The organism is Pseudomonas sp. AN-1 (assembly GCF_034057115.1).
Lineage (GTDB): Bacteria > Pseudomonadota > Gammaproteobacteria > Pseudomonadales > Pseudomonadaceae > Geopseudomonas.
The window spans coordinates 2,836,582-2,860,311 of record NZ_CP139195.1 but is presented as its reverse complement, the minus strand read 5'-3'; the positions used below and the strand labels follow the sequence as shown (position 1 = coordinate 2,860,311).

The 23,730-nt window shown below is 70.0% G+C and carries 15 protein-coding genes and 1 riboswitch; of the genes, 9 read left to right on the top strand and 6 right to left on the bottom strand.

Going from position 1 to position 23,730, the window contains the following annotated elements; all coding sequences use genetic code 11:
* Nucleotides 1-27 precede the first annotated feature (27 nt).
* From SK095_RS13385 to SK095_RS13360, 6 genes are all read left to right on the top strand, one after another.
* Complete coding sequence (locus SK095_RS13385) at nucleotides 28-564, top strand: chemotaxis protein CheW (protein ID WP_136490467.1); 537 nt, start codon at nucleotides 28-30, stop codon at nucleotides 562-564.
* Between the two features lie 94 nt (nucleotides 565-658).
* On the top strand, nucleotides 659-2,707 hold the full coding sequence (locus SK095_RS13380) for a methyl-accepting chemotaxis protein (RefSeq protein WP_136490468.1): 2,049 nt from the start codon (nucleotides 659-661) through the stop codon (nucleotides 2,705-2,707).
* A gap of 62 nt (nucleotides 2,708-2,769) precedes the next feature.
* A complete protein-coding gene (locus tag SK095_RS13375) occupies nucleotides 2,770-3,636 on the top strand; it encodes a CheR family methyltransferase (protein ID WP_136490469.1) in 867 nt (288 codons plus the stop codon).
* Nucleotides 3,637-3,660: 24 nt separating this feature from the next.
* Entirely contained in the window at nucleotides 3,661-11,535 is a 7,875-nt protein-coding gene (locus SK095_RS13370; protein ID WP_320546569.1) for an Hpt domain-containing protein, read from the top strand.
* Nucleotides 11,528-12,550, top strand: a complete 1,023-nt coding sequence (locus tag SK095_RS13365; RefSeq protein ID WP_136491535.1) for a chemotaxis protein CheB — start codon at nucleotides 11,528-11,530, stop codon at nucleotides 12,548-12,550. Before SK095_RS13370 ends, SK095_RS13365 begins: the two co-directional genes overlap by 8 nt.
* Nucleotides 12,551-12,563: 13 nt before the next feature.
* Complete coding sequence (locus SK095_RS13360) at nucleotides 12,564-13,046, top strand: chemotaxis protein CheW (RefSeq protein ID WP_320546568.1); 483 nt, start codon at nucleotides 12,564-12,566, stop codon at nucleotides 13,044-13,046.
* A 63-nt stretch (nucleotides 13,047-13,109) separates the two neighbouring features.
* On the opposite strand, the gene SK095_RS13355 is transcribed toward SK095_RS13360, so the two are convergent.
* Nucleotides 13,110-13,829 (bottom strand): 16S rRNA (uracil(1498)-N(3))-methyltransferase, encoded by a 720-nt coding sequence (locus SK095_RS13355; protein WP_320546567.1) that lies wholly within the window; start codon nucleotides 13,827-13,829, stop codon nucleotides 13,110-13,112.
* Nucleotides 13,830-13,895: 66 nt separating this feature from the next.
* Nucleotides 13,896-15,302 (bottom strand): adenosylmethionine--8-amino-7-oxononanoate transaminase, encoded by a 1,407-nt coding sequence (locus tag SK095_RS13350; protein ID WP_320546566.1) that lies wholly within the window; start codon nucleotides 15,300-15,302, stop codon nucleotides 13,896-13,898.
* Nucleotides 15,303-15,472: 170 nt separating this feature from the next.
* On the opposite strand from SK095_RS13350, the gene SK095_RS13345 reads away from it, so the two are divergent.
* Together SK095_RS13345 and SK095_RS13340 are read left to right on the top strand one after the other, a co-directional pair.
* Entirely contained in the window at nucleotides 15,473-16,024 is a 552-nt protein-coding gene (locus SK095_RS13345; RefSeq protein WP_136491539.1) for a cytochrome b, read from the top strand.
* Nucleotides 16,025-16,050: 26 nt separating this feature from the next.
* Nucleotides 16,051-16,626, top strand: coding sequence for a YceI family protein (locus SK095_RS13340; protein WP_136491540.1), 576 nt, complete (start codon nucleotides 16,051-16,053; stop codon nucleotides 16,624-16,626).
* A gap of 86 nt (nucleotides 16,627-16,712) precedes the next feature.
* Here SK095_RS13340 and SK095_RS13335 read toward each other — a convergent pair whose 3' ends face one another.
* The 3 genes from SK095_RS13335 to ahcY all read right to left on the bottom strand — a co-directional run bounded on the left by SK095_RS13335 (nucleotide 16,713) and on the right by ahcY (nucleotide 21,233).
* Complete coding sequence (locus SK095_RS13335; protein ID WP_320546565.1) at nucleotides 16,713-18,641, bottom strand: DEAD/DEAH box helicase; 1,929 nt, start codon at nucleotides 18,639-18,641, stop codon at nucleotides 16,713-16,715.
* A 238-nt stretch (nucleotides 18,642-18,879) separates the two neighbouring features.
* Nucleotides 18,880-19,725, bottom strand: a complete 846-nt coding sequence (gene metF, locus SK095_RS13330) for a methylenetetrahydrofolate reductase [NAD(P)H] (RefSeq protein ID WP_136491722.1) — start codon at nucleotides 19,723-19,725, stop codon at nucleotides 18,880-18,882.
* Between the two features lie 104 nt (nucleotides 19,726-19,829).
* The gene (gene ahcY, locus SK095_RS13325; RefSeq protein ID WP_320546564.1) at nucleotides 19,830-21,233 is read right to left on the bottom strand and encodes an adenosylhomocysteinase; all 1,404 of its coding nucleotides are present in this window, start codon (nucleotides 21,231-21,233) and stop codon (nucleotides 19,830-19,832) included.
* 8 nt (nucleotides 21,234-21,241) lie between these two features.
* Nucleotides 21,242-21,366: riboswitch (S-adenosyl-L-homocysteine riboswitch) on the bottom strand.
* Between the two features lie 167 nt (nucleotides 21,367-21,533).
* On the opposite strand from ahcY, the gene SK095_RS13320 reads away from it, so the two are divergent.
* Nucleotides 21,534-21,980, top strand: a complete 447-nt coding sequence (locus SK095_RS13320) for a cytochrome c (protein ID WP_320546563.1) — start codon at nucleotides 21,534-21,536, stop codon at nucleotides 21,978-21,980.
* Here SK095_RS13320 and ligB read toward each other — a convergent pair.
* Nucleotides 21,974-23,668, bottom strand: a complete 1,695-nt coding sequence (ligB, locus tag SK095_RS13315) for an NAD-dependent DNA ligase LigB (RefSeq protein WP_320546562.1) — start codon at nucleotides 23,666-23,668, stop codon at nucleotides 21,974-21,976. The genes SK095_RS13320 and ligB overlap by 7 nt on opposite strands.
* Nucleotides 23,669-23,730 lie beyond the last annotated feature (62 nt).

Sequence of the window (23,730 nt, the reverse complement as noted above, 5' to 3'; positions counted from 1 at the left end):
CCAGACAAGAAGAAGGCCAGGGCCGGCATGTCCGATGTCATCACACCTTTCCAGCGACTGCTCGGCATCGACCAGCTCTGCCGGCGCTATTCCGCGGGCCTGCCGGCCCAGCAGGAAGTGGCGCAGAGCTGGAGCGGCATCGGCTTTCGCATGGGCACGCGGCTGTTCGTCTCGCCGATGGGCGAGGTCACCGAAGTCCTGCACGAGCCGCGCTACACCCTGCTGCCCGGGGTCAAGAACTGGGTGAAGGGCGTCGCCAACGTGCGCGGACGCCTGCTGCCGATCATGGATCTGTGCGGCTTCCTGGGGGGCGAACTGTCGCCGCTGCGCAAGCAGCGCCGGGTGCTGGTGGTCGAGCACGACAAGGTGTTCGCCGGCCTGGTGGTCGACGAAGTGTTCGGCATGCAGCACTTCTCCGTGGAAGCCTTCACCGAGCAGCTGCCGCCGCTCGAGGCGGCTCTCCAGCCCCTGATTCATGGCGTGTTCCTGCGCGAGCGACCCTGGCTGGTATTCAGCCCGCATGCGCTGGCCAGGGAGCAGGCGTTTCTCGATGTTGCCGTATAGCTACAGCTAGATCTTTCGGGCGGGTCGGCGTTGCCGGCCCGCGGTGTTACTTGGGATCCGTTTCAGTGTGGAAGGTCCAGGCGGGGGCCAGACGATGAAAAAACTCAACGCAGGCAATCTGTTCACCGGCATGCGCAGCAGCACGCTGATCGGGGGGCTGTTCGCCATCCTGATCGTCTCCGTGGTGCTGCTGTTCGCCAACTTCGCGTACCTCAACCAGCAGGCCGAGCACGACAAACAGTACATCGGCCACGCCGGCGAGCTGCGACTGCTGTCGCAGGGGATCGCCAAGAACGCCATCGAGGCGGCGGCGGGCAAGGGCGAAGCCTTCGCCCTGCTGAAGAGCGAGCGCGACGACTTCCAGCAGCGCTGGGACTGGCTGGCCAAGGGTGACCCGGCCACCGGCCTGCCGGCCAGCCCGGAGGCGGTCGCCGCCGACATGGCCGCCCTGGAGGGCGAGTGGACGCGCCTGCGCGACAGCGCCGACGCCATCCTGGCCAGCCAGCAGACCGTGCTATCGCTGCACCAGGTGGCCGAGACCCTGGCCGAGACCATTCCGCAGCTGCAGGCCGAATACGAGGAAGTGGTGGACATCCTCCTCGAGAACGGCGCTTCGCCCGACCAGGTGGCTGTGGCCCAGCGCCAGACCCTGCTGGCCGAACGTATCCTCGCCTCGGTGAACAAGGTGCTCGCTGGCGCCGAGGACTCGGTGCAGGCCGCCGACAGCTTCGGCCGCGACGCCAGCCTGTTCGGCCGCGTACTGAAAGGCATGAACGAGGGCAACCCGGCGATGTCGATCACCAAGGTGACCGATGCCGAGGCGATCAGCCGCCTCAACGAGATTTCCGAACTGTTCGCCTTCGTTTCCGGTTCGGTGGACGAGATCCTCGAGACCTCGCCGCAGCTGTTCCAGGTGCGCGAGTCCGCCAACAACATCTTCGGCGTGTCGCAGAAGGTGCTGGAGCACACCACCCAACTGGCCGACGACTTCGAAGGCCTGGTCGAAGAGCGCGCCTTCAACACCCTGGCCGGCTACCTGCTGGGCCTGGTGGCGCTGGCCTCGATCATGCTGATGGCGTTGATCCTGGTACGCGATACCCGCGGCCGTCTGGCCGAGACCGCCGAGAAGAACGACCGCAACCAGACCGCGATCCTGCGTCTGCTCGACGAGATCGGCGACCTCGCCGACGGTGACCTGACCGTGCAGGCCACGGTGACCGAGGACTTCACCGGCGCCATCGCCGACTCGATCAACTACTCCATCGACCAGCTGCGCGACCTGGTGGAAACCATCAACCAGACCGCCGTGCAGGTGGCCGCCGCCGCCCAGGAAACCCAGGCCACCGCGATGCACCTGGCCGAGGCTTCCGAGCACCAGGCCCAGGAAATCGCCGGCGCCTCCGCGGCGATCAACGAGATGGCGGTCTCCATCGACCAGGTATCGGCCAACGCCGCCGAATCCTCCGCGGTGGCGGAGCGCTCTGTGGCCATCGCCAACAAGGGCAACGAGGTGGTGCAGAACACCATCGCCGGCATGGACAACATCCGCGAGCAGATCCAGGACACCTCCAAGCGGATCAAGCGTCTCGGTGAATCGTCCCAGGAGATCGGTGACATCGTCAGCCTGATCAACGACATTGCCGACCAGACCAACATCCTGGCACTCAACGCGGCGATCCAGGCATCCATGGCCGGTGACGCCGGTCGCGGCTTCGCCGTGGTTGCGGACGAAGTTCAGCGCCTCGCGGAACGCTCCTCGGCGGCGACCAAGCAGATCGAGGCACTGGTGAAGACCATCCAGACCGACACCAACGAGGCGGTCATCTCGATGGAGCAGACCACCACCGAGGTGGTGCGCGGTGCCCGTCTGGCACAGGACGCCGGTGTGGCCCTGGAAGAGATCGAGAAGGTATCGCGCAGCCTCGCGGCGCTGATCCAGAACATCTCCAACGCCGCCCGCCAGCAGTCCTCCTCGGCCGGCCACATCTCCAACACCATGTACGTGATTCAGGAAATCACCACGCAGACCTCGTCGGGTACCACCGCGACGGCGCGCAGCATCGGTACCCTGGCCAAGATGGCCAGCGACATGCGCAAGTCGGTATCCGGTTTCACCCTGCCGGAACGCCGGGAACAGGCCTGAAACCATGGAGCGCGGCAGCCTGAACGGGCTGCCGCCGGACGAGCATGAGCGAGGGGCGCGGCATGCAGCCAAGCGCGGTCTGGGCGATGAAGCCGCTGCCCGATATCACGGCAGCGGAATTCCGTGCCTGGCAGGAATTGCTGGAAACCCGCAGCGGCATGGTGCTCAACGAGCAGCGCCGCGCCTTCCTGCAGACCACCCTGGGCAAGCGTCTGCGCGAGCTGGGGCTGGACAGCTACGCCAGCTACTACCAGCAGGTGACCGACGGCCCGCGCGGTGCTGTGGAGTGGTCGCACCTGATGGACCGCCTGACCGTGCAGGAAACCCGTTTCTTCCGTCATCCCGCGTCCTACGAGCATCTCGCCGGTTACCTGCGTGAGCGGCTGGAGCAACTTGAGCGCGGACGTGCCTGGCAGCTGTGGAGCGTGGGCTGCTCCAGCGGTGAGGAGGCCTACTCGCTGGCCGTGGTGGCGGCGGAGGTGCAGCGCGAGGCCGGTCTGGAAGGGCGCCGCTTCGGCGTCACCGGCACCGACCTCAGCCTCAGCGCCCTGGCCCGGGCCCGCGAGGGGCGCTACGGCGCCCGGCGGGTCGGCGAGCTGCCTGCCGAGCTGCTGGAGCGCTACTTCCTGGACCAGTCCGACGGCAGCTACCAGGTCTGCGAGTCCCTGCGCGAACGTGTCTGCTTTGCCCGACTGAACGTGCTCGAACTCGAGCGTGCGCCGCAGCGCGGCATGGATGTCATCTTCTGTCAGAACCTGCTGATCTACTTTCGGCGCTGGCGCCGGCGCGAGATCCTGTCGCGCCTGGTCGAGCGTCTGGTACCGGGCGGGCTGCTTGTGATCGGCGTCGGCGAAGTGGCCGACTGGCGTCACCCGCAGCTGCAGCCGGTCGCCGATGAGCGGGTTCTGGCCTTTACCCGAAAGGGGTAACCATGATCAATGTGTGGAGTCGCTATGGGTGATCGGCACGACTATGTCGCCCTGGAGTGGGTCAAAGGCGAAATCGCGGAAACCCTCAAGCAGGCCCGCCAGGCGCTGGAGGCGTTCGTCGAGAGCCCGCAGGACCTGACGCGCCTGCGTTTCTGCCTGAACCACGTCCATCAGGTGCAAGGCACCCTGCAGATGGTCGAGTTCTATGGCGCCGCTCTGCTGGCCGAGGAAATGGAGCGGCTGCTGCAGGCCCTGATCGAGGGGCGCGGCAGCCGTGGCGAGGCGCTGGAAGTGCTGATGCAGGCGATCCTGCAGCTGCCGGTCTACCTCGAGCGAATCCAGAGCGCCCGCCGCGACCTGCCGCTGGTGGTTCTGCCGCTGCTCAACGACCTGCGCGCCGCCCGTGGCGAGAGCCTGCTGTCGGAAACCAGCCTGTTTTCCCCCGACCTGTCGGCCGCACGGCCCGCAGCGCTGGCTCCGGCTGCCCTCGAGCGACTGGAGCGTGCCGGCCTGCCGACCCTGCTGCGCAAGCTGCGGCAGATGCTGCAGGTGGCGCTGGCAGGCTACATCCGCAACCAGGAACCGGCGACCCAGCTGGGTTATCTGGTCAAGGTGTTCGCCAAGCTGGAAAGCCTGACCGCCACTGCCCCCGTCGGCCCGCTGTGGTCGGTGGCTGCCGGCGTGGTCGAGGGACTGCTCGACGGCAGCATCGCCGCCAGCAACACCCTGCGCACCCTGCTGCGCGAGGTCGATCACGAACTCAAGCGCCTGATCGACGACGGCATGCCGGCGCTCAACCAGCCGGCGCCCGACCAACTGCTGAAGAACCTGCTGTTCTACGTGGCCAAGAGCCCCAGCGAGGCGGGGCGTACCGCCGAGCTGAAGGCGCGCTTCCAGCTGGCCGAGGCGATGCCCGACAGCCGTCTGGTGGACGAGGAGCGCGCCCGCATGGCCGGCCCCGACCGCGACGCCATGCGCTCGGTGGTCGGGGCCCTGTGCGAGGAGCTGGTGCGGGTCAAGGACAGCCTCGACCTGTTCGTGCGCAGCGATCGGCGCCAGCTGAGCGATCTGGTCGGCCTGCAGGTGCCGCTCAAGCAGATCGGCGATACCCTGGCGGTGCTCGGCTTCGGCCAGCAGCGCAAGGTGATCGCCGACCAGCTGCTGACCATCGGCCAGCTGATCAGCGGTCAGTGCCAGCCCAACGACGCGGTGCTGATGGACATCGCCGGCGCGCTGCTGTTCGTCGAGGCCACCCTGTCCGGCATGGTCGGTCCGGCCGAAGGCGAGCGTGGCGAGGACAACCTGCTGCCGACCACCGATGTGGGGCAGATCCACCAGCTGGTGATCAAGGAAGCACGCAACGGCCTCGAGCAGTCCAAGGATGCCATCATCGAGTTCATCGGTTCCCAGTGGAATCACGAGCATCTGGCCCGCGTGCCCGAGCTGCTGACCCAGGTGCGCGGCGGTCTCGGCATGATCCCGCTGCCGCGTGCCGCGGCTCTGCTGGATGCCTGCTGCCGCTACATCCGCGAGCAGCTGCTGGTGCGCCAGGCGGTGCCGAGCTGGCAGAGCCTGGACACCCTGGCCGACGCCATCACCAGCGTCGAGTACTACCTCGAGCGGATCGCCGAGGATCATGTGACCCAGGGCGACCTGATCCTCGACGTCGCCGAGGAAAGCCTGACGACGCTGGGCTATGGCCTGCAGCCGACCCGCTCGATCCTCGACGAGCCGATGCCCGAGCTGGTGGAGCTGCGCGCCGAACCGGCCGTTGCGGTCATCGCCGAGCCCGAGCCGGACATTTCCGCGCCGCGGCTGGAGCCCCTGGCCGAGACACCGCCCGTGGCAACCCCGCTGGCGGTCGAAACTCCGGCGCCGGTCGAGGCCGCCGAAGCGGCGGTCGGGGTGGATCCCCAGGCCGCGGCTGTCGAAGCCGAGGCCCTGGTGGCCACGGAGCCGGTCGTAGTGCCCGCCGAGGTGCCGCAGCCGTCAGTACCGGTGTCCGAACCGGCGTCTGAACCGGCGTCCGAGCTGAGCCTGGCCGCCGTGCTGGCGACGCCGGTAGCGGCGATCAATCCGCCGGCCCAGGACGCCCCGCCGCAGCTGCTGCCGCCGCCCGCCGACGAGGAGCCGGTGGACGAGGACCTGCAGGAGGTGTTCATCGAGGAAGCCGGCGAGGTCCTCGACACCATCAACGAATTCCTGCCGCAGTGGGCCGCCGACACCGGCAACCGCGAAGCGCTCACCGAGGTGCGCCGCGCGTTCCACACCCTCAAGGGCAGTGGCCGGATGGTGCGCGCCCTGGTCATCGGCGAGCTGGCCTGGTCGATCGAGAACATGCTCAACCGGGTCATCGACCGCAGCATCCAGGTCGATGACCCGCTGCTGCAGGTGATCCGCGACGTGGTCGACCTGCTGCCGGCGCTGGTCGATGAATACGCCGCCAAGGCCCAGCGCCAGCGCGACGACGTCGACCGCCTGGCCGCCAGCGCCCATGCCCTGTCGCGCGGCGAGCCCCTGCCTGGCGCCGTACCGGCGATCGAGGCGGTCGCCGCCGGCCTGCCGGCAGAGTCCACCGTCGCATCCGCCGAGGCTGCGTCCGACGAGGAGTTGCTCGACCCGCAACTGCTGGAGGTGTTCCTCGCCGAGGCCGAAGCCCATCTGGAAGCCATCGTCCGCTTCCTCGGCGCCTGCGACCGCGAACTGCCGCAGGCGGTCACCGACGAACTGCAGCGTGCCCTGCACACCCTCAAGGGCAGCGCCTACATGGCCGGTATCCAGCCGATCGCCGAAGTGGCGGCGCCGCTGGAAAGACTGGCGAAAGAGTTCAAGACCAACCTGATACCCTTCGGCCTGGCCGCCGCCGAGCTGCTGCGCGATGCGGAAAAGCTCCTGCGCCGCGGCCTGGAGCGCCTCGGCAGCGAGCCGCTGGCACGCCTGCCGGGCAGCGAGGAGCTGCTGACCCGGGTGCAGCAGCTGCACCAGGAGCAGCTGGATGCCGCCGAGGCCGGCTGGCGCAGCCAGGACCGGCGCGATCCCAAGCTGATCAGCCAGTTCCTCGCCGAGGGCATGGACATCCTGCTGGATGCCGACGATCTGCTGGCGCGCTGGCGTCAGCATCCGGCCGAACGCGAGGAACTCGAGGCCCTGCGCAGCGAGCTGGCGACCCTGTCGCGCGGTGCGCAGCACGCCGAGCTGCCTCAGGTCGATCAGCTGTGCATCGCCCTGCTGGCGATCTATGCGGCCGTCGGCGAGTCGCGGCTGGTGGTGGACGGCCCGTTCTTCCGCGAGGTGGAGGCGGCCCACGAAGCCCTGATCGGCATGATGGATCAGGTTGCCGCCGGCCTCGAGGTCGCTCCGCAGCCGGCGCGCGTGCAGGCTCTGCAGCAACTGCTGGTTCAGGCCTGCAGCGTGGTCGAGGCCCCGGAGTTCGATCTGTTGGTGGAAGCCGAGCCGGTGGTCGATGCCGATATCGTCCCGCCAGTCGAGTTCGAGTCGCTGGCGGATGCCGAGCCGGTGGCCGAGGCCGATGCTGTCCCGCTGGCCGGATTCGAGCCGTCCCCGGCCGACGAACCGGAAGCGGAGTCCGAAGCCGCCGCGGTCCTGGAGTTCGAGTCGCTGGCGGATGCCGAGCCGGTGGCCGAGGCCGATGCCGTCCCGCTGGCCGGATTCGAGTTGTCCCTGGCCGAGGAGCCGGAAGCGGAGTCCGCAGCCGCCGCGGTCCTGGAGTTCGAGTCGCTGGCGGATGCCGAGCCGGTGGCCGAGGCCGAGGCCGTCCCGCCGCTCGGACTCGAGCCGTCCCCGGCCGAGGAGCCGGAAGCGGAGCTCGCAGCCGCCGCTGTCCTGGAGTTCGAGTCGCTGACGGATGCCGAGCCGGTGGCCGATGCCGAGGCCGCCCCGCTGGCCGGACTCGAGCCGTCGCCGGCCGATGAGCCGGCGGCGGAGTCCGATGCCGCCGCGGTCCTGGAGTTCGAGTCGCTGGCGGATGCCGAACCGGTGGTCGAGGCCGATGCGGATGTCGTCCCGCCGCTCGGGTTCGAGTTGTCCCTGGCCGACGAGCCGGTGGCGGAGCCCGCAGCCGCCGCGGGTCTGGAGTTCGACCTGCTCGCACAGACCGAGGTCGATGTTGTTCCGCTGCCCGGGATCGAGCTGGCGGCAGAAGCCGAGCCGATGGCCGAGCTCGATCCGCCGCTGGCCCATGGCGTTGCCGAACCGGCACCCCTGCCGGTGGTGCCCGAGGACGAGGCTCCCGATGCGGAGATGGTCGAGATCTTCCTCGAGGAGGCGGGCGATATCCTGGAGAGTGCCGGCGAGGCACTCGAGCGCTGGCTCGCCCAGCCCCAGGCCCGCTCCGCCCTGGCTTCGCTGCAGCGTGACCTGCACACCCTCAAGGGTGGTGCGCGCATGGCCGGGGTCCGTGCCATCGGCGATCTGGCCCACGAGCTGGAGTTCGTCTACGAAGGTCTCACCGATGGTCGTTTCGACCTCGCCGAGGGCGCTGTCGGCCTGCTGCACGAGGGCCACGACCTGCTGGCCCGGCAGGTGGAGGAGCTGCAGTCGGGCCTGCCGCTGACCGCAGCGGGCGCACTGCTCGAACAGATGCGCGCCCTGCGTCAGGGGGGGATGCCGGACTTGCCGGCAGGCGCCCTGCCTGCACATCCTGAAGCCGAAGCCGAAGCCGAAGCCGAAGCCGAAGCCGAAGCCGAAGCCGAAGCCGAAGCCGAAGCCGAAGCCGAAGCCGAAGCCGAAGCCGAAGCCGAAGCCGAAGCCGAAGCCGAAGCCGAAGCCGAAGCCGAAGCCGAAGCCGAAGCCGAAGCCGAAGCCGAAGCCGAAGCCGAAGCCGAAGCCGAAGCCGAAGCCGAAGCCGAAGTCGAAGCCGAAGTCGAAGCCGAAGTCGAAGCCGAAGCCACGGACCTGGACTTCCTGGCACTGTCGCTGGCCGAGGAGCGCGGATTCGCCGAGCCGATGGCCGCCGAGGCTCCGGCGCTGCCCGCTGCATCGCAGCATGCGGCGGCCCTGCAGGCCGACCTGCAGAGCAGCCTGGTGGTCGAGCGCGACCCGGAGCTGGTGGAGATCTTCCTCGAGGAAGGCTTCGACATCCTCGACTCCGCCGGCGAGGCCCTGCAGCGCTGGATCGAGGCAGGCGCCCGCGGTCCGGGCCTGGAAGCCCTGCAGCGCGATCTGCACACCCTCAAGGGCGGTGCGCGCATGGCCGAGGTCAGCGAGGTCGGCGACCTGGCTCACGAGCTGGAATACCTCTACGAAGGCCTCGGCGATGGCCGCCTGCAGGCGGAGTCGTCGCTGTTCGGTCTGCTGCACGACAGCCACGACCGCCTGGCCCTGATGCTCGAGGCCTTGCGCAGCGGCAAAGCGCTGCCCGATGGCGCACAACTGATCGAGGCGATCCGTCGCTTCCGCCGGCAAGGGCAGCAGGGCGGCGATACCCGCCAGCCTGCCGCTCCGGTCCTGCCCGAGGCTGCCGCGTCTTGCGCGGCGCCGCTCGATGCGCTGGCGCAGGCCGGGCAACCGCTCGACGACAGCGCGGCGGACGATGACGAGTCGGGCTTCCTCACTCCGGAGCTGAGCGACAACGATGTGCTGTCGCTGTTCCTCGAGGAGGCCGGCGACCTGCTGGAGGCGCTGGAGTCCGCACTCGGCAGCTGGGAAGGCCGTGGCGCCGCGCCGCTGGACGACCTGCTGCGCGTGCTGCACACCCTCAAGGGCGGTGCGCGCCTGGCCGGCCTGCGGCATCTGGGCGAGCTGGCCCTCGAACTCGAGCAGCACCTGAACGCGGCCGCGACCGACAGCAGCGCGCTGGCCTCGCTGTTCCCGGCCCTGCAGAGCGGTTACGAGCGCCTGCTGGCCGATGTCGAGCAGCTGCGCACGCGGCTGCCCAGCGAGGCGGCCGAAGGGCCGGAGCCGTCCGCTGCGCCGGTCGCGCCGCGTCTGGAGCCGCTGGTGCAGCGGCTCACCCCGGTGCGCGACGACGTTCCGCGCAAGGTGCTGCCCTTCGTCCAGCGCGCCCAGCAGGCGGCTGCCGAGGCCGCTGCGCGTCGCGCGCCGCAGGAGCTGGTCAAGGTGCCGGCGGAGCTGCTCGAGGCGCTGGTCAACCTGGCCGGCGAGACCTCGATCTTCCGGGGGCGCGTCGAGCAGCAGGTCAACGACACCGCCTTCACCCTCGGCGAGATGGAAGCAACCATCGAGCGGGTGCGCGACCAGTTGCGCCGCCTGGATACCGAAACCCAGGCGCAGATCCTCTCGCGCTACCAGGCCGAGAGCGAGCGGGCCGGCTACGAGGACTTCGACCCGCTGGAAATGGACCGCTACTCGCAGCTGCAGCAGCTCTCGCGCGCACTGTTCGAGTCGGCGTCCGACCTGCTCGACCTCAAGGAAACCCTGACCGCGCGCAACCGCGATGCGGAGACCCTGCTGCTGCAGCAGGCGCGGGTCAACACCGAGCTGCAGGAAGGCCTGATGCGCACCCGCATGGTGCCGTTCGACCGCCTGGTGCCGCGCCTGCGCCGTATCGTGCGCCAGGTCGCCGGCGAGCTGGGCAAGCAGGTCGAACTGGTGGTGCACAACGCCGAAGGCGAGATGGACCGCAGTGTGCTGGAAGGCATGGTGGCGCCGCTGGAGCACATGCTGCGCAATGCCGTCGACCACGGCATCGAGGCGCAGGAAGTGCGCCGCGCCGCCGGCAAGCCGGAGGCGGGCACCATCCGCCTGAGCCTGAGCCGCGAGGGCGGCGACATCCTGCTGACCCTGGCCGACGACGGCGCCGGGGTGAACATCGCTGCAGTGCGCCGCAAGGCCGTCGAGCGCGGCCTGATGGCCGCCGAGTCCGAACTGTCCGACTACGAGGTGCTGCAGTTCATCCTCGAGGCCGGCTTCTCCACCGCCGCCAAGGTCACCCAGATCTCCGGGCGTGGCGTGGGCATGGACGTGGTGGCCTCCGGGGTCAAGCAGCTCGGCGGCTCGGTCAGCATCGACTCGGTCGCCGGCCAGGGCACCCGCTTCCTGGTGCGCCTGCCGTTCACCGTGTCGGTCAACCGCGCGCTGATGGTGCACTCCGGCGAAGACCTGTACGCCATCCCGCTGAACACCGTGGAGGGCATCGTGCGCATCTCGCCCTACGAGCTGGAGGCCTACTACCAGCCGGGCGCACCGCGCTTCGAGTACGCCGGGCAGCAGTACCAGGTGAAGTATCTCGGCGAGCTGCTGAACAACGGCCAGCAGCCCAAGCTGGCGGCGCAGAGCCTGCCGCTGCCGGTGATCCTGGTGCGCTCGGCGGAATACGCCACCGCGGTGCAGGTGGACAGCCTGGCCGGCTCGCGCGAGATCGTGGTGAAGAGTCTCGGCGCGCAGTTCTCCGGCGTGCCGGGGATCTCCGGCGCAACCATCCTCGGCGACGGCCGGGTGGTGGTGATTCTCGACCTGCTGGCCACCCTGCGTGCCCGCCAGGCCCAGCAGCTGCCAAGGCAGGCCGGTGTGGCGCGCCTCGGCACGGAGAGCGCCGACAAGCAGCGCCCGCCGCTGGTCATGGTGGTCGACGACTCGGTGACCGTGCGCAAGGTGACCACGCGCCTGCTCGAGCGCAATGGCATGGAGGTGCTGACCGCCAAGGACGGCGTCGACGCCATCGCCCAGCTGCAGGACGTGGTGCCGGACGTGATGCTGCTCGACATCGAGATGCCGCGCATGGACGGCTTCGAGGTGGCCACCCTGGTGCGCCACGACGAGCGTCTCAAGGACCTGCCGATCATCATGATCACCTCGCGGACCGGCGAGAAGCACCGCGAGCGCGCGCTGGCCATCGGAGTCAACCAGTATCTCGGCAAGCCGTATCAGGAAGCGGCGCTGCTCGAGCAGATCCAGCAGTTGGTAGGTCGTCATGAGTGAACGTAGCAGCGGCCGCGTCGCGGTCATCGCCGACACCTCGCTGCAGCGCCACGTGCTGCAGCAGACCCTGCAGGCCAATGGCTACCAGGTGCTGCTCAACAGCGACCCGCTGCGTCTCGACGACGAGCAACTGAGCGCCTGCATGCCGGACCTGTGGCTGGTCGACCTGGCCCAGCTGGAGGATTCGCCGCTGATCGACCGGCTCCTCGAGCAGGCCAGCGCCCCGGTGCTGTTCGGCGAGGGACAGGCTCCGGAGCGCAGCTCCGAGCACTACCCCCGCTGGGAGCGGCGCCTGCTCGGCAAGCTCAAGCGCCTGGTCGGCGATCCGGCCCGCGCGGTCGGCCCGAGCCTGGAGGCGCTGCTCGCCAACGGCCAGCGCCCGCCGCGGCTCAACCTGCCGGAAGCGCTGGCCGAGACGGCGCTGGCCATCGGCGAGCCGGCCGAGCAGGTGTGGCTGCTGGCGGCCTCGCTGGGCGGCCCGGAGGCGGTCAAGGAGTTCCTCGACGCCCTGCCCGGCGGCCTGCCGCTGGGCTTCATCTACGCCCAGCACATCGATCCGTCGTTCGAGCAGCGCCTGCCCCAGGCGGTCGGCCGCCACAGCCAGTGGCCGGTCAACCTGGCCCGCGAGGGCGACCGGGTGCGCTGCGGCGAGGTGGTGGTGGCGCCGATCAGCCACGAGCTGGCCTTCGACGAGGATGGCTGCATGCGCATCCTCGACCGCTCCTGGCCGGAGCCCTACAGCCCGTCGATCGACCAGATGATGCTCAACCTGGCCCAGCAGTTCCCGTCCTGCTGCGGCGTGATCGCCTTCAGCGGCATGGGCAGCGACGGCAGCGCCGCCGCCGCCTATCTGCGCCGTCAGGGCGGCCTGATCTGGACCCAGAAGGCCGACAGCTGCGCCTGCCCGAGCATGCCGGACAGCCTGCGCGACGGCGGCCACAGCAGTTTCAGCGCGACCCCGCGCGAGCTGGCCGAGGCGCTGGTGGTGCGCCTGGCCGAGCAGTACGACCAGTGAGCAGGAGTCAGCCATGAGCCAAGCAGCCCCCGTCACCGCCGGCGCGGCACAACAAACCCTCAACACCCTGCTGTTGCCGCTCAGCGACCGCGTCCTGCTGCTGCCCAGCGTGGCGCTGGCCGAGCTGATCAACCAGCGTCCGGTCGAGGCGCATCCGGGGACTCCGGACTGGTATCTGGGCGACCTCATCTGGCGCGACCTGCGCCTGCCGCTGCTGTCCTTCGAGGCGGCGTCCAGCGGCAAGCCGCCGGCGCCGGTGGGCAGCGGGGCGCGCATCGCGGTGATCAACGCCATCGGCGGCCGGCCGCAACTGAAGTTCTACGCCCTGCTGGTGCAGGGCATCCCGCGGCCGCAGCGGCTCGATACCCAGCTGGCCAGCGCCGGCGCCCCGCTGGCCGCGCTGGAGCTGGATTCGGCGCTGGTCGAGGGCGAGCTGGCGCGCATCCCCGATCTGATCGCCCTGGAGCAGAAGCTGGCCGATATCGGCCTGATCTGAGCTGAACCGCCGCAACGCCACAGGCCCGCATCTGCGGGCCTGTGGCGTTTCAGGGCCAGGCGTTCAGAAGTCGCCCCACAGCTGCTGGGCCACGCTGAGCGCCACCACCGGCGCGGTCTCGGTGCGCAGCACCCGCGGGCCGAGGCGGGCGGCCTGGTAGCCGGCGCGCTGCGCCTGCGCCACCTCGGCGTCGCTCAGGCCGCCTTCCGGGCCGATCAGGAAGGCCAGCGAGGCCGGGCGGGCATGGCCGGTCAGCGGCTCGGCGACCGGATGCAGCACCAGCTTCAGCTCGGCGGCGGTCTGCTCCAGCCACTCGGCCAGGGACAGCGGCGCATGGATGATCGGCAGCACCGAGCGGCCGCACTGCTCGCAGGCGCTGATCGCCACCTGGCGCCAGTGGGCCAGGCGCTTGTCGGCGCGCTCGTCCTTCAGGCGTACCTCGCAGCGCTCGCTGACGATCGGGGTGATCTCGGCGACCCCCAGCTCGGTGGCCTTCTGGATCGCCCAGTCCATGCGCTCGCCGCGCGACAGGCCCTGGCCGAGGTGGATGTGCAGCGGCGACTCGGCGAGCCCGGCGAACTGCTCGCGCAGCTCCACCTGCACGTTCTTCTTGCCCACCTCGACCAGTTCGCCGACGAACTCGCGGCCGCTGCCGTCGAACAGCTGCACGGCGTCGCCGGCAGCGAGCCGCAGCACGCGGCCGATGTAGTGGGCCTGGGCCTCCGGCAGATCGAAACGGCCGAGGGACAGGGGGAGATCGATGAAGAAACGGGATAGACGCATGGTGGGCAGCGGCGGACGGCGACGGAAAGACGGCTAGCTTACCGGTTTCCGTGCGCCGCTTGCAGGTCAGCCCGGATCGTGGAAGGTCGCCGGGCCGCCGGCCGGCACGCTCATGCGGACCGCCTCGCGGGTGGCGATGTCGATGCCCTCGCTGGCCACCTCGGCGAGGAAGTCGATCTGCTCGGGGGTGATCACGTAGGGCGGCAGGAAGTACACCACGCTGCCCAGCGGGCGCAGCAGCGCGCCGCGCGCCAGCGCGTGCTGGTAGACGGCGAGGCCGCGGCGCTCCTGCCACGGATAGGGCGTCCTGGCGGCCTTGTCGGCGACCATCTCGATGGCCAGCGCCATGCCGGTCTGGCGCACCTCGGCGACGTGCGGGTGGTCCCCGAGGTGCGCGGTGGCGCTGGCCATGCGCGCGGCCAGGGCCTTGTTGCGCTCGATCACGTCGTCCTGCGCGAAGATGTCCAGGGTCGCCAGGGCGGCGGCGCAGGCCAGCGGGTTGCCGGTGTAGGTGTGCGAGTGGAGGAAGGCGCGCAGGGTGGCGTAGTCGGCGTAGAACGCCTGGTAGACGTCGTCGGTGGTCAGCACCGCGGCCATCGGCAGGTAGCCGCCGGTCAGCGCCTTGGACAGCACCAGGAAGTCGGGGGTGATGCCGGCCTGCTCGCAGGCGAACATGGTGCCGGTGCGGCCGAAGCCGACGGCGATCTCGTCGGCGATCAGGTGCACGCCGTAACGGTCGCAGGCCTCGCGCAGCAGCCGCAGGTACACCGGGTGGTACATGCGCATGCCGCCGGCGCCCTGGATCAGCGGCTCGACGATCACCGCGGCGATCTCGCCGTGATGTTCGGCCAGGGTCTGCTCCATGTGGGCGAACATCGCCTGCGAATGCTCCTCCCAGCTCACCCCCTCCGGGCGCAGGTAGCAGTCCGGGCTGGGCACCTTGAAGGTGTCCAGCAGCAGCGGCTTGTAGGTGTCGGTGAACAGCGCCACGTCGCCCACCGACATGGCCGCCACGGTTTCGCCGTGGTAGCTGTTGGTCAGGGTGACGAAGCGCTTCTTGCCGTCGCGGCCGGCGTTGCGCCAGTAGTGGAAGCTCATCTTCAGCGCCACCTCGATGCCCGAGGAGCCGTTGTCGGCGTAGAACACCCGGGAAAGGCCCGGCGGGGTGATCGCCACCAGGCGTTCGGACAGCTCGATTACCGGCTGGTGGCTGAAGCCGGCGAGCATCACGTGCTCGAGGCTCTCCAGCTGCTCCTTGATGCGCGCGTTGATTCGCGGGTTGGCGTGGCCGAACACGTTGACCCACCAGGAGCTGACCGCATCCAGGTAGCGCCGGCCGTCGAAGTCCTCCAGCCACACGCCCTCGCCCCGACGGATCGGGATCAGTGGCAGCTGCTCGTGGTCCTTCATCTGTGTGCAGGGGTGCCAGAGCACGGCCAGATCGCGCTCCATCCACTGTTGATTGCGGCTCATCGACGGCGCTCCTCGAACGGACAGGGCGCACAGTGTAGCCCCGGGGCCGCAGGGATGGGCAGAGGCGCGGATCCATCGGACATTCGAATTGTTTTGAACCAGAAATTCCGCTTTATATCGATGGGTTTGTTGCTAGTCTTGGCTTCTCGCTTTTAACGGGAATCCTTCTCATGCAATGGCGCAATTCCGCCCGCCGCTACGGGCTGGTCAGCATCCTCCTGCACTGGGGCATCGCCCTGGCGGTGTTCGGCCTGTTCGGCCTCGGCCTGTGGATGGTCGGCCTCGACTACTACAGCAGCTGGTACCGCCGCGCCCCCGACCTGCACAAGGGCATCGGCATCCTGCTGCTGCTGGCCATGCTGCTGCGCGTGGTCTGGCGGCTGGTCAGCCCGCCGCCGCCGGCGCTGGCCAGCTACAGCGCGCAGACCCGCGCCGGCGCCGCGCTGGCCCACGGCCTGCTGTATCTCGGGCTGTTCGCCCTGATGGTTTCCGGTTACCTGATCTCCACCGCCGACGGCCGCGCCATCGAGGTGTTCGGCTGGTTCAGCGTGCCGGCCACCCTCAGCGGCATCGACGGCCAGGAAGACATCGCCGGCCTCGTGCACCGCTGGCTGGCCTGGGGCCTGATCGGCCTGGCCGTGCTGCACGCCCTGGCCGCCCTCAAGCACCACTTCATCGACCGCGACGCGACCCTCAAGCGCATGCTGGGCCGCGCCGAATGACCCCTAGACTGCAACGGAGTCCCACCATGCTGAAGAAATCCCTGCTCGCCCTGAGCCTCGGTTCCCTGCTGTTCGGCGCCCAGGCCATGGCCGCCGACTACAAGATCGACAAGGAAGGCCAGCACGCCTTCGTCAACTTCAAGATCAGCCACCTCGGCTACAGCTGGCTGTACGGCACCTTCAAGGACTTCGACGGCAGCTTCAGCTTCGATGCCGCCAAGCCGGAGGAGAGCAAGGTCAAGGTCGAGCTGAAGACCGCCAGCGTCGACTCCAACCACGCCGAGCGCGACAAGCACCTGCGCAGCGCCGACTTCCTCAACGTGGCCAAGCACCCGACCGCCACCTTCGAGTCGACCGGCGTGAAGTCCACCGGCGAGGGCACCGCCGACATCGCCGGCAACCTGACCCTCAACGGCGTGACCAAGCCGGTGGTGATCGCCGCCAAGTTCATCGGCGAAGGCCAGGATCCGTGGGGCGGCTACCGCGCCGGCTTCGAGGGCAGTACCAGGCTCAAGCTCAAGGACTTCGACATCCAGAAGGATCTCGGCCCGGCTTCCCAGGAAGTCGAGCTGATCATCTCCGTCGAGGGCGTGCGCCAGTAACGCGCCGTTCCTGAACGACAACGCCGCCCGAATGGGCGGCGTTGTCGTTTCCGGCAGCGACTGCGCCGCAGGAGCGGCGCGGGCGCTTACTTGTTGCGGGTCAGCAGCGCCGGCTTCTCGCTGCGCGGGCGGTTTTCCTGCTCCAGCTGTTCCAGCTGCTCGGCGGTGGGCAGGCGGTCGCTGCGCGACGGCTTGCGCACGATCACCGGCTGGGTGTCGCGCGGGCTGCGCACGGCCGCCGGCTCGCGCAGCGGCGGCTCACGCAGCAGGCTGTCGCGGGCGCGCTGACCGAGGTCGCCGCGGCGCTGGCCGCCGCCGGCGTTCTGCCGGGCACCGCCCTGGCCACGCGGGGCATTGCCGCCGCCCTGCGGACGACCGCCGCGGCCCTGCTTCTTGCCCTGGTAGGGGCTGACGTACTCGACGCTGTTGCCGAAGTTGTCGTACTCGTCGTCGAGGAAGGCCTCCGGATCGCGGTCGGGGCGGGTCGGCAACGGCAGTTCGCCCGGCGCCAGCTGGACCGCCGCCGGCTGGCCGCCGCGGCGCTCGTTGCGGCCCTGTCCCTGCGCCTGGCCCTGACCGCCACGGCGGTTGCGCGACTTGTCGCCGCCCTGGGCGGCCTGGCCCTGCGGGCGATCGCCGCGAGCCGGCTTGGCCGACGGCTTGTCCGCCTTCTCGCCGCGGGCCGGTCTGGCGGCCTTGTCGGTCTTGTCGCCCCTCGGCTTGTCGCCCTTCTCGCTCTTCTCGCCCTTGGCGGCGCGCGGGGCGCGCTCCTTGCGCTCCTGCTGCGGCAGGTCCTTGCGACCGTGGCCACGGCCCTGGCGCGGCGGGCGCTCGTCGCTCTCGGCCGGCGCGGCGTCCACCACCTGGCTGGGGTCGAAGCCCTGCATGTCGCCTTCGGGGATGCGCTGCTTGGTCAGGCGCTCGATGGCCTTGAGCAGCTTGTCCTCGTCCGGGGACACCAGCGAGATCGCCTCGCCGCTGCGTCCGGCGCGGCCGGTGCGGCCGATGCGGTGGACGTAGTCCTCCTCGACGTTGGGCAGCTCGTAGTTGACCACGTGCGGCAGCTGGTCGATGTCCAGGCCGCGGGCGGCGATGTCGGTGGCCACCAGGATGCGCACGCTGTTGGCCTTGAAGTCGGCCAGCGCCTTGGTGCGCGCGTTCTGGCTCTTGTTGCCGTGGATCGCCGCGGCCGGCAGGCCCTGCTTGCACAGGTACTCGGCCAGGCGGTTGGCGCCATGCTTGGTGCGGGTGAACACCAGCACCTGCTCCCAGGCGCCGACGGTCACCAGGTGGGCGAGCAGGGCGCGCTTCTGGGTGGCGGCGATGCGGAACATGCGCTGCTCGATGCGCTCCACCGTGGTGTTCGGCGGGGTCACCTCGATGCGCTCGGGGTTGTGCAGCAGCTTGCCGGCCAGATCGGTGATGTCCTTGGAGAAGGTCGCCGAGAACAGCAGGTTCTGGCGCTTGGCCGGCAGCTTGGCGAGCACCTTCTTGACGTCGTGGATGAAGCCCATGTCGAGCATGCGGTCGGCCTCGTCGAGGACGAGGATCTCCACGTGGCCGAGGTCGATGGCCTTCTGGTTGGCCAGGTCGAGCAGGCGGCCGGGGCAGGCGACCAGCACGTCGAGGCCCCTGGCGACGGCCTGGACCTGCGGGTTCATGCCGACGCCGCCGAAGATGCACGCGCTTTTCAGCGGCAGGTCGCGGGCGTACAGCTTGAAGCTGTCGTGGACCTGGGCGGCCAGCTCGCGGGTCGGGGTCAGCACCAGCACGCGCGGCTGCTTGGCGGCATGGCGGTGTTCGCGGTCCGGGTGACCGCCCGGGAACAGCAGTTCGAGCACCGGCAGGGCGAAGCCGCCGGTCTTGCCGGTGCCGGTCTGCGCGGCGACCATCAGGTCGCGGCCCTGCAGGACGGCGGGAATGGCGCGCTGCTGCACCGGGGTGGGCTGGGTGTAGCCGGCGGCCTCGACGGCGCGGGCCAGGGCCTCGGAGAGACCGAGGGAAGTAAAGGACATGCGGGGTTCCTGTTTCACGTCGGCAACCCGCCGACTCGGGGGGGATCGACCCGGCCTCTGGCCGGTAGATCCCGCGCGCATCATCATCGACTGCGAACAGGGCATGGATTCGGACCATGCCCCCGCCCGACGGCCATCGCCCTGCGCCGGGCGGTGGTCTGGACGGAGGTCCGTAGCGTTGCGAGCCGCCGTCCGCGCCGATGGCGCGGACGGGCGCTCTGAGCCCGGGGGCTCGACCTCAGCGGGGCAGCTTGAGGTTGTTCCAGATCGCCAGGCTCGGTTCGGCCTGGTTCAGGGTGTAGAAGTGCAGGCCCGGGGCACCGCCGGCGAGGAGTTTCTCGCACATCTCGGTGATCACCTGTTCGCCGAACGCCTGGATGCTGGCGAGGTCGTCGCCGTAGGCTTCCAACTGCTTGCGGATCCAGCGCGGGATCTCGGCGCCGCAGGCGTCGGAGAAACGCGCCAGCTTGCTGTAGTTGGTGATCGGCATGATACCCGGAACGATCGGGATTTCGACACCCAGCTTGCGCACGCGTTCCACGAAATAGAAGTAGCAGTCGGCGTTGAAGAAGTACTGGGTGATCGCGCTGTCGGCGCCGGCCTGGGCCTTGCGCACGAAGTTACGCAGATCATCCTCGAAACTGCGCGCCTGCGGGTGGACTTCCGGATAGGCGGCAACCTCGATGTGGAAATGCTCGCCGGTTTCCGCGCGGATGAACTCGACCAGCTCGTTGGCGTAGCGCAGCTCGCCGCTGGCCATGCCCATGCCCGAGGGCAGGTCACCGCGCAGGGCGACGATGCGCTGGATGCCGGCGTCCTTGTAGGTGGCCAGCAGCTCGCGCAGCTCGGCCTTGCTGTCGCCGACGCAGGACAGGTGCGGCGCGGTCGGCACCTTCACCTCGCCGTCGAGCTGCAGCACGGTGTTCAGCGTGCGGTCGCGCGTCGAGCCGCCGGCGCCATAGGTGCAGGAGAAGAAATCGGGGTTGTAGCCGGCCAACTGGCGGGCCACGGTCAGCAGTTTTTCGTGCCCGGCTTCGGTCTTGGTCGGGAAGAACTCGAAGCTGTAGCGGCGTTCCTGGGACATGGAAGGGATTCCTTGGGCGTAGGGTGGAAGACGGCCGCAGGCCTCTTCCACCGTGTGCTGCCGGTGGTGGAAAACCGCTGTCGCGGGTTTTCCACCCTGCGGGATCAGTAGCGGTAGCTGTCCGGCTTGAACGGGCCTTCGACGGTCACGCCGATGTACTCGGCCTGCTTGCCGGTCAGGCGGGTGACCACGCCACCGAAGCCCTTGACCATCTCCAGCGCCACTTCCTCGTCGAGCTTCTTCGGCAGCACCTCGACGGTCAGGCGCTGGGCCTTCTCGGCGGCCGGCAGGTCGGCGAAGCGCGCGCCGTACAGGTGGATCTGCGCCAGCACCTGGTTGGCGAAGGAGCCGTCCATGATCCGGCTCGGGTGGCCGGTGGCGTTGCCCAGGTTCACCAGGCGGCCTTCGGCCAGCAGGATCAGGTAGTCGTCGTTGGTCGGGTCGATGTCCTTGCCGGTGCGGTGGATCTTGTGCACCTGCGGCTTGACCTCTTCCCAGCCCCAGTTGGCGCGCATGAAGGCGGTGTCGATCTCGTTGTCGAAGTGGCCGATGTTGCACACCACGGCGCGCTTCTTCAGCGTCTTGAGCATGTTGGCGTCGCAGACGTTGACGTTGCCGGTGGTGGTGACGATCAGGTCGATCTTGCCGAGCAGCGCCTTGTCGATGCTGGCCTCGCTGCCGTCGTTCTCGCCGTTCAGGTACGGGGAAACCACCTCGAAGCCGTCCATGCAGGCCTGCATGGCGCAGATCGGGTCGATCTCGGACACCTTGACGATCATGCCTTCCTGGCGCAGCGACTGCGCCGAGCCCTTGCCCACGTCGCCGTAGCCGATCACCAGCGCCTGCTTGCCGGACAGCAGGTGGTCGGTGCCGCGCTTGATGGCGTCGTTGAGGCTGTGGCGGCAGCCGTACTTGTTGTCGTTCTTGCTCTTGGTCACCGAGTCGTTGACGTTGATCGCCGGGACCTTGAGGGTGCCGGCCTTGAGCATGTCGAGCAGGCGGTGCACGCCGGTGGTGGTTTCCTCGGTGATGCCGTGGATCCGCTCCAGCATCGCCGGGTAGCGCTCGTGGAGGATCTGGGTCAGGTCACCGCCGTCGTCCAGCACCATGTTGGCGTCCCACGGCTGGCCGTCCTTGAGGATGGTCTGCTCGATGCACCACTCGTACTCCTCCTCGGTCTCGCCCTTCCAGGCGAACACCGGGATGCCGGCGGCGGCGATGGCGGCGGCGGCCTGGTCCTGGGTGGAGAAGATGTTGCAGGACGACCAGCGCACCTCGGCGCCGAGGGCCACCAGGGTCTCGATCAGCACCGCGGTCTGGATGGTCATGTGGATGCAGCCGAGGATCTTCGCGCCGGCCAGCGGCTTCTCCGCGGCGTACTTGCGGCGCAGGCCCATCAGCGCCGGCATCTCGGACTCGGCGATGATGATCTCGCGACGGCCCCAGTCGGCCAGGGCAATGTCGGCAACCTTGTAATCGGCAAAAGCAGCGCTCATGCGTATCTCCATTCGTGATTGGCGAATGGGCGCCGTTGAAGTCAGGAACGGACGCAGGCTGCGTGCCGTGGCGACAGCCCGTCCGAGCCTGACAGGTGCCGGTGCATCGACCGGCGGAAACCCTGCTGCAGCGCCCCTCGGACGGGAGGCGGGTGCGGCCGGAGGCCGCGGGGAGCCCGGATTATAGCGGCGCACGCGGCCGTGCCCAAGTTTTCCGTACGTGCGGCGCCCCGACGCGCCCGCAGGCCTTGGCCCGCAGGAGCGATGCGCGGATACTGTCGCGCGTTTTCGACCCGACCCCCGCGAGTAGCCATGATTGCCCGAACCCTGCTGTTGCTGGCCCTGAGCGGCCTGACCCTGACCGCCTGCGACCGTGTCGACCCCAATTCGCCGCTGGGCCAGCGCCAGGCGCTGTTCAAGCAGATGCTCAACACCAGCGAGGACCTCGGCGGCATGCTGCGCGGCCGCATCGGCTTCGATGAGCAGCGCTTCGCCGAGGGCGCCGCCAAGCTCGATGCGCTGTCGCGCCAGCCCTGGCAGCACTTCCCGCAGGTGCGCGAGGAGGACAGCAGCGCCCGCGACGAGGTGTGGCAGCGTCAGGAGCGCTTCCAGCAGCTGGCCCGCGACCTCGAGGCGAGCACCGCGGCGCTGGTCGCCGCCACCACCGCCCGGCCGCTCGAGGCCAAGGCGCTGGCCGCGCCGGTCGATCGCGTGGAGAAGGCCTGCAAGGCCTGCCACGAGGAATTCCGCATCTACTGAAAACCGCGCACGCCGGCGCCCTGCAGCCGGCGGCGCAGCTCGCCCACCTCGGGATGGGCGAAGAACGCCTGCAGCTGCGTGGCCTGACGGGTGCTGGCGCCGGCGGCCTGCCAGTCCGCGGCGCTGCGCGCCGCCAGCGTCGCCCAGTCCTCCGTCAGCCGGGCACGCCCGGCCGGCGGCAGGCCCAGCGCCTGCAGCCAGGTGGCGAACGGCCGTTGGCGGGCGGTCTGCAGACTGCGCCACACCGTTGCCGCGCGCCGCGGGCCGAACCCCGGCAGGGCCGCCAGTTGCGCCTCGTCCAGTAGCAGCCAGTCGAGCAGGCCGTCCAGCCGGCCGCTGTCCTGCAGCGCCTGCCAGGTGCCCGGGCCGAGGCCGCCCAGCGCCAGGCCCTGGCGTCCGCCGAGCCACACCAGCCGTGCATGGAACTGCCCGGCGCAGCCCGGCTCGCTGGCCCGCCAGCAGCTCAGTGGATGATGGCGCGCCGGGTCGGGCACGGCGAGCGGCGCCCGCTCGGCCGCCTGCCAGGCCACGCCGTCGAGGCGCGGAATGCTCAGCCCGGCCAGGCGCAGCGCCACCTGGTCGCCGGGGCGGATGTCCAGCTGCCGCCAGCGCCCGAGCGAGCCGGCGCTGACCCGGGCGATGCGCCGGTCGTCCAGCTGCAGCGGTTCGAGGTGCAGCAGCGGGGTGATGCGCCCGCGGCGGCCGATGCGGAACTCCACTGCGCGCACCTCGGCCAGCGCCTGCGCCGCCGGGTATTTCCAGGCCACCGCCCAGTGCGGCGGCTCGGCCTGCCAGCGCGTGGCCGGCGGGCGGCTGCCGTGGCGGATGACGATGCCGTCGCTGGCGAACGGTAGCGCCTGGCGATACCACTGCTCGCGCCAGCGGGCGATCTCGTCGGCACCGCGCACCGGCCGGGTGTAGTCCGGGCTGTCGAAGCCCAGGCGGCGCAGGCCGGCCAGGCGTTCGCCCATCTCCTGCGGCCCCTCCGGCCAGTCCCAGACGAACAGGCCGATGCCGCGGCCCTCGGCCTCGCTCAGCGCCGCGCGGGCGAGCAGGCCGGCGACCCGGGCGCGCGCCCCGGCGCCGCCGTGTTCGGCCTGCACGTGGCCGTCGAGCCGCCAGTACAGCTCGCCCTGCAGCAGCAGGTGCGCGGGCGCGCCGGGCAGCTCGGCGGGGATGGCGGGGATCCGCCGCGCGCTGGCGGTCCAGTCCTGGCCGTGGCGGCCGTCGCCGCGGCTGATCGCCCGCGCCAGCCGGCCGCCCTCGTAGATCAGGCTGACCGCCACGCCGTCGACCTTGGGCTGCACCCACAGGTCGTCCTGCCCGCCGACCCAGGCCGCCACCGCCGCGGCATCGGCGAGCTTGGCCAGGCCGGTGTGCGCCACCGGATGGGCGAGCGGCCCGGCGGCCGTGGCCAGCGCCGGCGGCGTGCGGGCCGCTGCGGGAAAACACTGGTTCCACTGGGCGAGGCGCGCGCGGGCCTGGTCGTAGAGGGCGTCGTCGACCGGCGACTGGCCGTCGCGGTGATAGGCGGTGTCCCAGGCGGCGATGCGCTCGGCGAGCGCCCGGACTTCGCGGGCGGCGCGTGCGGCCGGCCAGTCCGGACAGGCGGCGTGGACGAGGGGAGGCAGCAGCAGGGCCAGCGCCAGGGCGGCGCCCGGCAGCGTGCGCGGCAGGCGGCGGGGCATGGAGGTGAGCGTCCTTGCTCGAGGGAGATCGCAGCTTAGGGGTGGCGCTCCGTTCCGGCTGT